The sequence below is a fragment of the Microbispora sp. NPDC049125 genome (genome assembly GCF_040802045.1).
Lineage (GTDB): Bacteria > Actinomycetota > Actinomycetes > Streptosporangiales > Streptosporangiaceae > Microbispora.
In genome coordinates this window covers 78,290-92,122 of sequence record NZ_JBEZDW010000004.1, presented here as the reverse complement: position 1 = coordinate 92,122, position 13,833 = coordinate 78,290, and the positions used below count along the sequence as shown (strand labels likewise).

At 71.0% G+C, this 13,833-nt stretch carries 10 protein-coding genes; 6 read left to right on the top strand and 4 right to left on the bottom strand.

The annotated features are described in order from the left end of the window. Positions 1 to 54 precede the first annotated feature (54 nt). Positions 55 to 2,181, bottom strand: coding sequence for an anthranilate synthase component I (locus tag AB0B72_RS06235; RefSeq protein WP_367737268.1), 2,127 nt, complete (start codon positions 2,179 to 2,181; stop codon positions 55 to 57). A gap of 241 nt (positions 2,182 to 2,422) precedes the next feature. On the opposite strand from AB0B72_RS06235, the gene AB0B72_RS06230 reads away from it, so the two are divergent. The 3 genes from AB0B72_RS06230 (at position 2,423) to mctP (ending at position 6,022) form a co-directional block, all read left to right on the top strand. Further along, a complete protein-coding gene (locus tag AB0B72_RS06230; protein ID WP_367737267.1) occupies positions 2,423 to 4,060 on the top strand; it encodes a CocE/NonD family hydrolase in 1,638 nt (545 codons plus the stop codon). Positions 4,061 to 4,238: 178 nt separating this feature from the next. Next, on the top strand, positions 4,239 to 4,442 hold the full coding sequence (locus tag AB0B72_RS06225) for a DUF3311 domain-containing protein (protein ID WP_367737266.1): 204 nt from the start codon (positions 4,239 to 4,241) through the stop codon (positions 4,440 to 4,442). Next, positions 4,439 to 6,022 carry a monocarboxylate uptake permease MctP gene (mctP, locus tag AB0B72_RS06220; protein ID WP_367737265.1) on the top strand — a complete coding sequence of 528 codons (1,584 nt, stop codon included), beginning with the start codon at positions 4,439 to 4,441 and terminating at the stop codon, positions 6,020 to 6,022. The genes AB0B72_RS06225 and mctP overlap by 4 nt, the downstream gene beginning before the upstream one ends. A gap of 137 nt (positions 6,023 to 6,159) precedes the next feature. On the opposite strand, the gene AB0B72_RS06215 is transcribed toward mctP, so the two are convergent. Together AB0B72_RS06215 and AB0B72_RS06210 are read right to left on the bottom strand one after the other, a co-directional pair. Then, positions 6,160 to 8,373: an MMPL family transporter gene (locus tag AB0B72_RS06215; protein ID WP_367737264.1), complete on the bottom strand. Its 2,214-nt coding sequence runs from the start codon at positions 8,371 to 8,373 to the stop codon at positions 6,160 to 6,162. 37 nt (positions 8,374 to 8,410) lie between these two features. Beyond that, positions 8,411 to 9,484: an aldo/keto reductase gene (locus AB0B72_RS06210; RefSeq protein WP_367737263.1), complete on the bottom strand. Its 1,074-nt coding sequence runs from the start codon at positions 9,482 to 9,484 to the stop codon at positions 8,411 to 8,413. Between the two features lie 67 nt (positions 9,485 to 9,551). On the opposite strand from AB0B72_RS06210, the gene AB0B72_RS06205 reads away from it, so the two are divergent. From AB0B72_RS06205 to AB0B72_RS06195, 3 genes are all read left to right on the top strand, one after another. Further along, positions 9,552 to 10,187: a MerR family transcriptional regulator gene (locus AB0B72_RS06205; protein WP_367737261.1), complete on the top strand. Its 636-nt coding sequence runs from the start codon at positions 9,552 to 9,554 to the stop codon at positions 10,185 to 10,187. A gap of 62 nt (positions 10,188 to 10,249) precedes the next feature. Then, complete coding sequence (locus AB0B72_RS06200; RefSeq protein ID WP_367737260.1) at positions 10,250 to 10,969, top strand: ABC transporter ATP-binding protein; 720 nt, start codon at positions 10,250 to 10,252, stop codon at positions 10,967 to 10,969. A gap of 166 nt (positions 10,970 to 11,135) precedes the next feature. After that, the gene (locus AB0B72_RS06195) at positions 11,136 to 11,957 is read left to right on the top strand and encodes an ABC transporter permease (RefSeq protein WP_367737618.1); all 822 of its coding nucleotides are present in this window, start codon (positions 11,136 to 11,138) and stop codon (positions 11,955 to 11,957) included. A 37-nt stretch (positions 11,958 to 11,994) separates the two neighbouring features. Here AB0B72_RS06195 and AB0B72_RS06190 read toward each other — a convergent pair whose 3' ends face one another. Next, the gene (locus AB0B72_RS06190; protein WP_367737258.1) at positions 11,995 to 13,830 is read right to left on the bottom strand and encodes an MFS transporter; all 1,836 of its coding nucleotides are present in this window, start codon (positions 13,828 to 13,830) and stop codon (positions 11,995 to 11,997) included. Positions 13,831 to 13,833 lie beyond the last annotated feature (3 nt).

The window sequence follows — 13,833 nt, the reverse complement described above, 5'->3', positions numbered from 1 at the left end:
TCCGCCGCGCGGCCGGGGTAGGGCGTTCCCGGCCCCTTTACCCGTTCTGGAGGGTCAGGAGCACAGCCGCAGCAGGTTGGCGATGATCCTGGCTCCCGCTCCGCCCTGGGTCGTGAGGATCGACTCGGGGTGGAACTGCACCGCGAACCGCCTGTTCTCGACGTCCTCGATCGCCATCGCCGCGCCGTCCGGCGTGTACGCCGTGACGGTGAAGCCCTTCACGCCCTCCTCCTTGGCGTGCAGCGAGTGGTACCGGGCGGCCACGAACTCCTCGGGCAGGCCGTCGAGGAGTGCGCTGCCGCCCTCCCGGCGTACCCGGCCGCGCTTGCCGTGCTCCGGGTACGGCAGGAGCTCAAGGGTGCCGCCGGCCTGCTCGACCATCGCCTGAAGGCCCAGGCAGACGCCGAACACCGGGAGCCTCCTGGCGTACAGCGCCTCGACCAGGGCGGAGCAGCCGAAGTCGGACGGCCAGCCCGGCCCGGGTGACAGCACCGCGAGCGTGGGCGCGATCTCCTCGATCATCTCCACCGGGAAGCCGTGCCGCAGCGTCACCACGGAGGCGCCCTGCTGGCGGAAGTAGTCGGCGAGCGTGTTGACGAACGAGTCCTCGTGGTCGACCAGCAGGACCCGGTGGCCCTCCCCCGGCAGGTCGGCCGGCGCCTCGGCGACGGCCTCGGCCTGCGGCCGGGCGGCGGCGGCCAGCGCGTCGAGCAGGGCGCTGGCCTTCAGCTCGGTCTCCCGCTCCTCGGCGCCGGGGTCGCTGTCGTACAGCAGGGTCGCCCCGGCGCGCACCGTGGCGACGCCCTCGCGGATCTGCGCGGTGCGCAGGGTGAGGCCGGTGTTCATCGAGCCGTCGAAGCCGACGAAGCCGACCGCCCCGCCGTACCAGCGCCGGGTGGTGGCCTCGTGGTCCTCGATGAACTGCATGGCCCACGTCTTGGGGGCGCCGGTGACGGTGACGGCCCACATGTGGGTGAGGAAGGCGTCCAGCGCGTCGAACTCGGGGCGCAGGCGGCCCTCGATGTGGTCGACCGTGTGGATCAGCCGGGAGTACATCTCGATCTGCCGGCGGCCGATGACCTTGACGCTGCCGGGGACGCAGACCCGCGACTTGTCGTTGCGGTCCACGTCGGTGCACATGGTGAGCTCCGACTCCTCCTTCACGCTGGACAGCAGCGTGCGGATCGCCTCGGCGTCCTCGACCGGGTCGGCGCCGCGGGCGATGGTGCCCGAGATGGGGCACGTCTCCACCCGGTCGCCCGTCACCCGGACGTACATCTCCGGGGACGCGCCGACCAGCTGCTCGCCGTCCCCGAGGTTGAGCAGGAACTCGTACGGCGCGGGGTTGGCCACGCGCAGCGACCGGTAGAAGGCGGCCGGGTCGGCGCAGGTGGAGTGGAAGACCTGCCCGGGGACGACCTCGAACAGGTCGCCGCGCTTGAACCGCTCCTTCGCCTGGGCGACGACCTCGGCGTAGGCGCCCTTGACCGGGTCGGCGGGGATCTCGGCAGGCGTGACCAGGGGCTCGGTCCGCCCGTCGCGCTCCAGCCCGGCGGTGGAGACCCCGTCGACGGTGAACTCGTAGAGGTACTCCATGCTCGTCTCGCGGACCCGGTCGATCACGACGAGCCGGTCGGGCAGGTGGAGCACCAGGTCACGCTGGTCGTCCGGCCGGGTCAGGCGGTAGCGGATCGGCTCGAACTGGAAGGCCAGGTCGTACCCGAAGGCGCCGTACAGGCCGAGATGCGGGTCGTCGCCGCGGAAGGCCGCGATGATCTCGCGGATCGCCGTGAAGACCGTGGGCCTGCGGCTGCGCATCTCCTCGGGGAGCAGGTCCTCCGACTCCGGGACGTGCACCTCGACGAACCCGGCCGTCGGCTCGGCCACCGGCTTGCCGGCCGCGAGCAGGCAGGAGGCGATCACAGGGAGGACGACCTCGCCGCGCTCGTTCAGCGCCCGCGCCGAGATCCGCCGCCCCCTCGCCACGATCTCCACGCAGGGGTCCACATAGCCGAAGGCCCATCGGCTGTAACGGCCGGGATAGTCCATGCCCGATGAGAACGCCCCGCCGCGGCGCTCGCTCAGCGCGGTGACGATCGCCTCAAGCGCCGCCTCCGGCACCTCGCGCACGGCCCGCTCGACGATGACGCCGCCGGCGGTGGTGTATCCGCTGGTCTGCACTGTCCACGCCCCTTGTCGTATGCCCCGGGGGCGGACACATAGAAGGCCGCCTCTTCGGGGCGGCCGTCAGATCCGATGATATGCGAAAACGCCGCCTGCTAGCGGCGCCACCACTGGGAAGGTGCGGAAGTTCGCATGTCGTAAGGGTAGCGGCGGGACGCTCGATCTTGCAATCGGAACCGCCGGAAACAGCACACGCGACCAGTCGATATTCTGGTTACCGGTAGGTAAGGAGGCTCGCATGGTCGACTTGCCGGCTCGTCTCCCGGTACGGGGGGCCACACGCGGGCCCGGCGGCGAGACGGGCCGCCGCGTCAGGGTCCGGCGCGACGTGCCCGTCCCGATGCCGGACGGCGTCACGCTCGCGACCGATCACTACTTCCCCGTCGGGGCCGACCGGCCGCCCACGATCCTCATCCGCACGCCGTACGGCAGGGGCGGCCTGGTCGGCTGGATGTACGGCTGGACGTTCGCGCGCCACGGCTTCCAGGTGCTGCTGCAGAGCTGCCGCGGCGGCTTCGGCTCGGGCGGGCGGCTCGACCCGCTCGCCGACGAGCGGGAGGACGGCCTGGCGACGGCCGAGTGGATGCGCCGGCAGCCGTGGTACGGCGGGAGCTTCGCCATGCACGGGCCCTCCTACCTGGGCTACACCCAGTGGGCCATCGCGGCGGAGACCCCCGATCTGCGCGCCATGGCCACCCAGGTCACCGCGTCCTGCTTCCGCGACGCCGCGTACGTGGGAGGGGCGTTCGCGCTGGAGTCGACGTTGATCTGGACGACGCTCACCGCCCAGCTGGACGGCCGGTTCGGCGGGGTGGCCGCGTTCACCGCCCCCTGGCGGACGCGCCGGGCCGTGCTGTCCGGACGGCCGCCCGCCGAGCTCGACCTGCTGTCGGCGGGCCGTGCGCTGCCGTTCTTCCAGGAGCTGCTGGCCAACCACGCCGACCCGGTGTCGCCGTACTGGGACAGGAGGGACTTCTCCGCCTCCGTCGGCGACGTGGGGGCGGAGGTCACGATGACCGGCGGCTGGTACGACGTCTTCCTGCCGTGGCAGCTCAAGGACTACGCGGCGATGCGCGCCGCCGGACGGCGGCCGTACCTGACCATCGGGCCGTGGTATCACGCCGACATCCGGCACGGCCGGGCCGCCAACGCCGACGCGCTGGCCTGGTTCCGCGCTCACCTGCTCGGCGACCCGTCGGGGCTGCGGGAGGCGCCGGTGCGGGTCTACGTGACCGGCGCCGGCGAATGGCGGGACTACCCCGACTGGCCGCCGCCTCAGGCCAGGCCTCGCCGCTGGCATCTGATGCCGGGCTCCGCCCTGTCCACCGGCGCCCCGGCGGACTCCGATCCCGACCGGTACCGCTACGACCCCGCCCACCCGACCCCGGTCGTCGGCGGCCCCGTGCTGATCGGCGACTCCGAGCCGCGCGACAACCGGCGGCTGGAGGCCAGGCGCGACGTGCTGGTGTACACCTCCGGCGTGCTCACCGAGGACACCGACGTGATCGGACCGGTGAGCGCCGAGCTGTACGTGCGCACCAGCCGGGTGCACGCCGACGTCGTGGTGCGGGTGTGCGACGTGCATCCCGGCGGCGCGTCCATGAACGTGTGCGAGGGCGTTCGCCGCCTCACCCCGGCCGACCGCGGCGACGCGGACGGCGTGCGCCGGGTGGAGGTCGACCTGTGGCCTGCCGGGCACCGGTTCCTCCGGGGGCACCGGATCCGCGTGCAGGTGGCGAGCGGCGCCTACCCCCGGATCGCCCGCAACACCGGCACGGGCGCCCCGCTGACGGACGGCGCCGTGATGGTGGCCTCCGATCAGGAGGTGCTGCACGACCCGGCGCACCCCTCGGCCGTGATCCTCCCGGTCGTCTGACTCCGGCACGGCCGGTGCGCGGGCCACCGAGGCGGGCGGGCCGTCCCGGGGGTCACCCCGGCAGGGGTGACCGGCGAGTCGCTTGGCGCGCCAACACGACCGTTCAGCGACCGGTGATGGCGCTGTTACAGGAGAAAATTTACGCTGCCGGTCAACCCGTGTCCGATTGGAGAGTGCGTTGACCACCCCCCGCACTGACCGCAGCCCGTGGAACTGGCTGCTCCTGCTGCCGATCGCGATCCCGCTCATCACACCGCTGTACAACGCCGTGGAGCCGCGGCTGTTCGGCATCCCGCTGTTCTACTGGCTGCAACTCGCCTTCATCATCATCGGGGTCACCGCGACGACGATCGTCTACCGCGTGTCGAGGAGGGACCGATGACCACCGAGATCGTCGTCTTCGCGATCCTCTTCCTGCTGGTCAGCGGCATGGGCTTCGTCGCCTCCCGCTGGCGGCGCCCGGACGATCTCGCGAGCCTGAACGAATGGGGCCTCGGCGGCCGGAACTTCGGCTCCTGGGTCACCTGGTTCCTCGTCGGCGGCGACCTCTACACCGCGTACACGTTCGTGGCCGTCCCCGCCCTCATGTTCGGCGCGGGCGCGATGGGCTTCTTCGCCCTGCCGTACACGGTCGTCACCTATCCCATCGTGATGCTCGTGCTGATCCGGCTGTGGTCGGTCTCGCACGTCCACGGGCTGGTGACCCCGGCGGACTTCGTACGGGCCCGGTTCGGCTCGCCCACGCTGGCGCTGCTGATCGCGATCACCGGCATCGTGGCGACCATGCCGTACATCGCGCTGCAGCTCGTCGGCATCGAGGCGGTGCTGAAGACGATGGGCGTGACCGGCGACCTGCCGCTGATCATCGCGTTCGCGATCCTGGCGGCGTACACCTACCAGTCGGGGTTGCGCGCGCCCGCGCTGATCGCCTTCGTCAAGGACTCGCTGATCTACCTGGTCATCCTCGTGGCGATCATCTACATCCCGGCGAAGCTCGGCGGATGGGGGTCGGTCTTCGGCGCGGCCCAGGCGAAGTTCGACAAAACGCCCGCCCCGGATGGAATCCTGCTCAACGCCAACAACCAGTTCCAGTACATCACGCTGGCCCTGGGCTCGGCGCTGGCGCTGTTCCTCTACCCGCACAGCGTCACCGGCGTCCTCGCCTCGCGGGACCGCAACGTGATCAAGCGGAACATGTCGGCGCTCCCCGCCTACAGCCTCCTGCTCGGCCTCATCGCCCTGCTCGGGTACATGGCGATCGCGGCGGGGATCACGCCCATCGGCAAGGACACCAACACGGTCATCCCCAAGCTGTTCGACGCGATGTTCCCCGACTGGTTCACCGGGGTGGCGTTCGCCGCCATCGGCATCGGCGCGCTCGTGCCGGCCGCCATCATGTCGATCGCCGCGGCCAACCTGTTCACCCGCAACATCTACCGGGAGTACATCAAGCGGGACGCCACCGACGCGCACGAGGCCACGGTCAGCAAGATCACTTCGCTGGTCGTCAAGGTCGGCGCGGTGCTGTTCATCCTGCTCATCGACCCCCAGTTCTCGATCGACCTCCAGCTCATCGGCGGCGTGATCATTCTGCAGACGCTGCCCGCGGTCGCGCTCGGCCTGTTCACGCGCTGGTTCCACCGGGCCGGTCTGATCGCCGGGTGGGCCGCCGGGATGGCCGCCGGGGTGCTGATGCTGTACAACATCGCCAATCCGGCCACCAACCACGCCCACTTCGGCAGCTCGGCCTTCCCCCTGTCGCAGCTCGGCTTCGACACCAAGATCACGATCTTCGCCGGGTTCCTGGCGCTCATCGTCAACCTCGCCGTCGCGGTTCTCGGCACCGTCGTCGCCCGGGCGATGAAGGCCCAGGACGGCCCGGACGCCACCAGCCCGGAGGACTACGTGGCCGACCGGGGCGACCCGCGCGTCCACGAGATCGAGGTGGCCGGCTCCACCTGAGCCCAGGCCCGTGGGCAGGTTTCACGGCCGGATCCCCCGGCCGTGAAACCTGCCACGAACGCCCGGTGACACGAAGGCGGCGCACGCGGCCGGCTGTAAGCCCCCGAGCGGACCGGTATTCGCCGCCGCCCTCCCGATCACGCGGGCCCCGCGCCGCCTGTCCTGGCGAGGGTCCGGTGAGCGCAGGGTTTCGCGGAGGCCGGGACGACCGGCCCGCCGCCCTCCTCGGGGAGCCCGTGACGCCGCCACCATCGCGCCAGCGGGCCGGGCGACCACCACGCCCACCGGCCCAGCAGCCGCATCGACGCGGGCACGAGCAGGCCGCGCACGATCGTCGCGTCCAGCAGGAGGGCCACCACCACGCCGACGCCGACCATCTTGAGCACCGTGACTCCGGTGGTGACGAACGCCCCCACCACGACGCCGAGGAGCAGCGCGGCCGCCGTGACGATCCTGGCCGTGTGCCGGACGCCGACCGCCACCGACTCGACGGTGTCCCCCGTCCGGAGGTAGTGCTCGCGGATCCGCGCGAGCATGAACACCTCGTAGTCCATCCCCAGCCCGAACGTGATCGCCGCGATCATCAACGGCATGGTGGAGTCGACGAACCCCGGCGCCTCGAAGCCGAGCGGCCCCGACAGCAGGCCGTCCTGGAAGATCAGGACCATCGCGCCGAAGGCCGCCGACAGCGACAGCAGGTTCATGACGACCGTCTTCAGCGGCAGCGTGACGGAGCCGAAGGCGAGGAAGAGCACCACGAACGTCACCACCACGACGATGAGCAGCATCCACGGCAGCCCTCGGGCGATCATGTCGAGCATGTCGACGATCGAGGCCGGCCGGTTGGTGAACATGGCCGTGGCGCCCCGCGGCGGCGGCTCGGCGCGCAGCTCCGCGACCACGTCCCTGATCTCCTGGCCGTACGGGCTCATCGAGTAGCCCAGGGTGATCCTGGCCAGGTCGCCGCTGACGCCGGTCACCCGGGCGCGCTCGACCCCCTCGACGCGCCCCAGCCGCCGGGCGAAGTCCTCCACCGCGGCCCCGGCCTGGGGGGCGCCGGCGGGCCCGGGCATCCGGACCACCGAGGTGATCACCTTCGTCGGGTCGTGGGAGAACTCGCGGGCGAGCTGCTCGGTGACCACGACGCTGTCGGTGCCGGAGGGCAGCGCCCACTCGGCCGGCCGCGACCAGACCGCGCCGAGCAGCGGCAGGCCGAGCGCGACCAGGAGCGCCGTGATCGCGAGGACGGCCGCGACCGGCCTGCGCATGACGGCGTGCGCGGTGCGGTACCACCGCGAGCCCGCCTCGCCGCCCCGCCGTCCCCACGGCAGCGGAACGCGCAGCGCGTCGATCCGGCGGCCGATCAGGCGGAGCGCCGCGGGCAGCACGGTCAGCGCGCTCACCACCGCGAACAGCACCACGCTGACCCCCGAGTACGCCAGGGAGGTGAGGAAGCGGGACGGGAACACGAGCAGGCCGCCCAGCGTCACGGCGACCGTGACCCCCGACACCGCCACCGTGCGGCCGGCGGTGGCGGTCGCGCGCACCACCGCGTCCTCCACCTCGCGCCCGGCGTCCAGCTCCTCGCGGAACCTGTTGACGATCAGCAGGGCGTAGTCGGTCGCCAGGCCCAGGCCCAGGATGACCACCACGTTGATCGCCGCCGTGGACAGCGGGACGAGCCCGCCGACGACCCGCAGCACGCCGAGCGACCCGACGGCGACGACGATCGCCACGGCGAACGGCAGCGCCGCCGCGACCACGCTCCGGAACACCAGGAGCAGCAGCACGATGAGCAGCGGGAAGGAGATCAGCTCCGCCCTGCCCAGATCCCGGTTGCTGATCGCGTTGAACTGCTGCGCCACCGCCGTGAGGCCGCCGAAGCGCTCCGTCAGGCCGGGCGCGTCCATCAGTTTCACGACCCGGAGGTAGACGGCCGCCTGCTCCTCCTCCACCGCTCCCGGAAGCTGGAGGGTGACGTATGTCTTGTGCCGGTCCGAGGAGACGAAGTCCGCCGACCCCGTCGACCAGTAGGTCTCCATCCAGGCGTAGAGGTCCTTGGGAAGCCCGGCGGCCGTCCGCTCGACCGCCTGGCGGAACCGGGGATCGTCCACGGTCATGCCGGTGCTCTCGTAGATCACCACCACGTCGGCGACGTGGCGTCCGAGCGTCCCGGCGAGGAGCCGGTTGGCCTGCGCCGACTCGCCGTAGGGGTTGTCCAGGCCGGCTCCGCCGCCGAGCGTGCCGCCGGCCCCGGCCCCCCACACGCCGCCCAGCACGACGAAGAGCACCGCGGCGGCGAGGACCCACAGCCGGCGCCGGGCGGCGAGCCGTCCGAGTTTCGCGAACATTGCCGTCTCCTTCGGGATCACGCGACAAGTCGTCGGGTCAGCGCCGGCGTCGCAGGGACGGGTCGGCCAGCCAGGGCGCCTGCCAGCCGCCGTCGGCGGGGTTGATCGTCACACCGGGAGGCACGATCTCGTCGATGCGGTCCAGCACGTCGGCGGTGAGCCGTACGCCGTCGGCGGCGAGGTGGCCCTTCAGGTGCTCCATCGTTCGGGGACCGATGATCGCCGACGTGACGGCGGGGTGCCTGACCACGAACGCCAGCGACATCTCGACCAGCGACAGGCCGCTCTCCTCGGCCAGCCGCGCGAGCTGCTCGGCCGCGGCGAGCTTGCGCTGGTTCTCCGGCAGCGCCATGTCGTACCGGTCGCCGACCATCACCGTGCGCCTGCTCGCGGGAAGCTCGGCGCCCTCGCGGTAGGCCCCGGTCAGCCAGCCGCCGGCGAGCGGGCTCCAGGCCAGCACCCCCAGGCCGTACGACTGGCAGACGGGGAGCACGTCGGCCTCCGCGCCCCGGGCGAGGATGGAGTACGGCGGCTGCTCGGCGGCGAACCGCTCCCTGCCGCGCCGCTCGGCCACCCACTGCGCCTCGACCATCTGGTACGCGGGGAACGTCGAGCTTCCGGCGTACCGCACCTTGCCGGCCCGGATCAGGTCCGTCAGGGCGCCCAGCGTCTCGTCGACGTCGACGGCGGGGTCCGGCCGGTGGATCTGGTAGAGGTCGATCCGGTCCGTACGCAGCCTGCGCAGGCTGTCGTCGACGGCGCGCATGATCCACCGGCGGCTGTTGCCGCCCTGGTTGGGATCGTCGCCCATCGAGCCGTGCACCTTGGTCGCCAGCACGACCTGGTCCCGCAGGCCGGTGTCGGCCAGGCACCTGCCGATCAGCTCCTCCGACTCCCCGCCGGAGTAGATGTCGGCGGTGTCGATGAAGTTGATCCCCGCGTCGACGGCCTGCCGGATCATGGCCAGCGTCTCGTCGTAGCCGTTCTCACCCCACCAGCCGAACATCATGCCGCCGAGGCAGAGGGGGCTGACCCGCATTCCTGTCCGTCCGAGCAGCCGGTATTCCATGACGATCATCTCCCCGATCGAGGCAATATGGATAGTGAACATGTCTACTATCATTTTGATAGGCTGGCAAGGTCCTCCGCCGGGTTCCGAGGACGCGAAGGAGGAATTCATGCGGATCGCCGAGCTCAGCCGCCGCGCTGACGTGCCCGTGCCGACGATCAAGTTCTATCTGCGTGAGGGCCTCCTGTTCCCCGGCGAACGCACCAGCCACAACCAGGCGCAGTACACCGACGGTCACGTCCGCCGCCTCAAACTGATCAAGGCGCTCATCGAGGTCGGCGGGCTCAGCGTCGCGGCCACCAGACACGTGCTGGGGAAGATGTACGAGCCCGGCATGAGCGCGCTGGACTCGGCGGGCAAGGCCCAGTTCGCCATGACGACCCCCCGCCCGGTGATCGACGACGAGGCGTGGAAGGCGGCGAGCGAGCAGACCGACTCCCTGATCGAACGGCTCGGCTGGGCCGTCCGCACGACCAACCCGGCACGGCAGACGCTGACCTCGGCGCTCGCCACGCTCTATCGCCTCGGCCACACCGACCAGCTGGAACTGCTCGACGAGTACGCCAGAGCGGCCCGGCAGGTCGCCAGGGCGGATCTCGCCCAGGTGCTCAAGGAGCCCGATCACGACAGGCTGATGGAGACCACCGTCGTCTGGACGGCGCTCGGCGACCTCGTCTTCAGCGCGCTGCGCCGCTTCGCCCACGAGGACGCGGCGTACGGCTCCTCCTCCTCCTCCGAGGGCTGAGCCGCCGCCGGGCGGGCGGAAAATGCGTTGCCGCCCGGTGCTCCGCCGTTCACGCTTGACCTGTGGCGATTCTTCAGGCAGTCTCCCTCGCCAAGCGCTTCGGCCCGGTGACGGCGGTGGACGACGTCAGCCTCACCGTCGGGGAGGGCGAGATCGCCGGCCTGCTGGGCCCGAACGGCGCGGGGAAGTCGACGACCCTGCACATGCTGCTCGGCCTGGTCACACCCGACTCCGGCACCGTCCGCATGTTCGGGCGGGAGCTGGCCGGCAACCGCGCCGAGGTGCTGAGCCGGGTCAACTTCTCGGCGAGCTACCTGGGCCTGCCCGGAGTGCTCCAGGTCCGTGAGGTGCTCGACGCCTTCGCCCGCCTGTACGGCCTGCGTCACCCGGCCCGGCGGGTCGCCGAGCTCACCGGCCAGCTCGACCTCGGGCCGCTGCTCAAGCGCAAGGTGACCGAGCTGTCGTCCGGTCAGCAGACCCGGGTGCAGCTCGCCAAGGCGCTGCTGAACGAGCCGAGCCTGCTCATCCTCGACGAGCCGACCGCCGCGCTCGACCCCGACGCCGGCGACCGCATCCGCCGGCTGCTGGTCGAGACGGCCCGGGAGTCCGGCCGCGCGATGCTGATCACCTCGCACAACATGCGGGAGGTGGAGCGCATGTGCGACCGCATCCACTTCATGGCCGGCGGCCGGATCATCGCCACGGGCACGGCCGCCCAGCTGGCCGACGACTTCGGGGTCGCCGACCTCGAGGAGGTGTTCCTCAAGGTCGCCCGACGCTAGGCCGCACAGTCCCCGGCCGCCCAGTCCCCGGCCGCCCAGTCCCTGGCCGCACAGTCCCTGGCCGCACAGCTCTTGGCCACCACGCATCAGCCGCACGCAACGCCGTACGGCGCCGGCACGTGCCGGAGGCCGCCGGATGAGGCAGCCATCAGAGAGGCCCGTGAGGATGACGACGCTCGCCTACCCACCGCTCAGCCCGGCCGCCCGCCGCCGCCGCGTCTCCGGCGTGGTGCGCCGCGACCTCGCGTCCTTGCGGCGCAGCCCGGTCCGGATGTTCGAGATCGTCTTCTGGCCGACGATCGAGCTGGTGGTCTGGGGTTATGTGACCCTGTTCCTCCAGGCCAGCAAGGTGCCGTTCGTGGTGTCGACCCTTTTGGGGGCCGTGCTGCTGTGGCAGGTGCTCCATCGGGCGTCCAACGAGGTGGCGATCGGCTTCCTGGAGGACGTCTGGAGCAGGAACCTGCTGAACATGCACGTCACACCCGTCACGGCCGTCGAATACCTCACCGGCCTCGTCGTGTTCTCCCTCGGCAAGATCCTGTTCGGCGTGACCGTCATGGGCGTCATGGCGTACGTGCTCTACGGGTTCGGGATCCTCACCGTGGGCATCGGGCTGGTGCCGTTCATGGCGCTGCTGCTCGTGCTGGGGTGGTCGCTGGCGATCGTCGCGATCTCCTGCGTGCTGCGGTTCGGTGAGGGCGCCCAGGTCATCGCGTGGAGTCTCGTGTTCGTCTTCCAGCCGCTGGCCGGGGTCTTCTACCCCGTCTCGGTGCTGCCGCCCGTCCTGCGGACGATCTCCTCGCTGGTCCCCGCCACACATGTGTTCGAGGGCATGCGCGCGGTGCTCACCGGCGGTCCCGTCCCCTGGGACCGCCTGGCCGCGGCGGGCCTGCTCGACGCCGTCTACGTGGGTCTCGCCCTGGCTCTCTACACGGTCACCCTCCGTCACGCACGTATGAAGGGGCGCCTGTCCCGCTTCGGCGAGTGACCGCCGCCCCCCGCCCATCCCGGGCGGGGGGCTCCGGTCAGCCGCCGCCCGCGTTCGCTCCGCCCTTCGCGTCGGACCTGTCCGCCGGGATCACCAGTTCGTTGGGGGCGATGCCGGCCTCCCCGGAGACGGCGGCGAGCTCGGAGCCGAGCGACTCGCACGCGACCGCGGTGTGCTTGCGCCCGATCCGTCCCGTCAGCGCCGACGCGGCCGCGGCGACCAGGCAGGCGGCCACGGCGAACCAGAAGGCGATGACCAGACCCTGGTGGAAGGGCCCGGCGATCAGATGGGGGAAGAACTCCTTGCTCGTGAGCTGCCTGCCGCCGTCCGGAAGCTTGGCGAGGACGCCGCCGAGGAGCTGCTGGAAGGGGTTGTAGCCCAGGAACGCCGCGAACAGCACGGCGATCGGCGGAAGGTGCGCGATGCCCTGCGCCTGCGCGTCGGGCACCCCCTGGAGCACGAGCTCGTCGTGCATCGCCGGGGGAAGCGAGTGCGACAGGCCCGCGATCATCAGACTGAAGAAGACGCCGATCGACAGCACCATCGACGAGTTCTGGAACGTGGCGGTCATCCCGGCGCCGACCCCCCGGGACTCGGCCGGCACCGAGTTCATGATCTCCGCCCGGTTGGGTGAGGCGAACAGGCCCGACCCGATGCCGTTGATCAGGATCAGGATCGCGAAGACCGCGTAGTCGAAGTCGGTGGGCAGTGTCATCAGGGCGTAGAAGCTCGCCGCCGTGATCAGGGCGCCGCCGACCGTGAAGACGCGCGGCCCGAAGCGGTCCGACAGCCAGCCGGAGACCGGAGCCGACAGCAGGAAGCCGATGGTCAGCGGGATCATGTAGATGCCCGCCCACAGGGGCGTCTCCTCGAAGCCGTAGCCGTGCAGCGGCAGCCAGATCCCCTGCAGCCAGATGATCAGCATGAACTGCAGGCCGCCGCGCCCCAGAGCGGTGAGGAGGCTGGCGATGTTGCCCGCGAGGAACGCCCGCGAGCGGAACAGCGAGAGCCGGAACAGCGGCTCGGCGACCCTGGTCTCGATCCAGGCGAACACCCCCAGCAGCAGGACGCCTCCGATCAGCGACGCGAGCACCCAGGGGTTGAGCCAGCCCATGGCGCTCGACCCGTACGGCTGGATGCCGTACGTGATGCCGACCAGGAGGGTGATCAGGCCGACCGCGAAGGTGGCGTTGCCCCACCAGTCCATCCGGGCCCTGCGCCGCACGCCGCTGTCACGCAGTTTGAGGAACGCCCAGATCGTGCCGAAGATGCCGAACGGCACCGAGACCAGGAAGATCGCCTTCCAGCTCACGGGCGCCAGCACACCGCCGATGATCAGCCCGAGGAACGAGCCGGTGATGCCCGCGATGGAGTTGATGCCGAGGGCCGTGCCGCGCTGGTGGGCGGGGAAGGCGTCGGTAAGGATCGCGGTCGAGTTGGCGAACAGCAGCGCGCCGCCGACGCCCTGCACGATGCGCCAGCCGATCAGCCACAGCGCGCCGGCGCTGCCCTCCAGCCAGGTGATCGACAGCATGATCGAGCACACGCTGAAGACGGCGAAGCCCATGTTGTACATCCGGACGCGGCCGAACATGTCCCCCAGGCGCCCGAACATCACGACCAGCACGGCCGTGACCACCATGAAGCCCATCATCATCCACAGCAGGTAGCCGGTGTTGCCGGGGTCCAGGGGGTTGAGGTGGATGCCGCGGAAGACGTCCGGCAGGGCGATGAGCACGATGGACTGGTTGATCATCACCATGAGCACGCCGAGCGTGGTGTTCGACAGCGCGATCCACTTGTAGCGCGGATTCTGCCCTGCCGTCGCCGCTTCCGCCGTGCGCTGGTTCATGAAGGCCACGCGGGTTCTCACCTC

Coding starts and splice junctions, on each gene's coding strand:
- AB0B72_RS06230 (WP_367737267.1), top strand. CDS start 2,423: ATGGTCGACTTGCCGGCTCGTCTCCCGGTACGGGGGGCCACACGCGGG.
- mctP (WP_367737265.1), top strand. CDS start 4,439: ATGACCACCGAGATCGTCGTCTTCGCGATCCTCTTCCTGCTGGTCAGC.
- AB0B72_RS06215 (WP_367737264.1), bottom strand. CDS start 8,373: ATGTTCGCGAAACTCGGACGGCTCGCCGCCCGGCGCCGGCTGTGGGTC.
- AB0B72_RS06210 (WP_367737263.1), bottom strand. CDS start 9,484: ATGTTCACTATCCATATTGCCTCGATCGGGGAGATGATCGTCATGGAA.
- AB0B72_RS06205 (WP_367737261.1), top strand. CDS start 9,552: ATGCGGATCGCCGAGCTCAGCCGCCGCGCTGACGTGCCCGTGCCGACG.
- AB0B72_RS06195 (WP_367737618.1), top strand. CDS start 11,136: ATGACGACGCTCGCCTACCCACCGCTCAGCCCGGCCGCCCGCCGCCGC.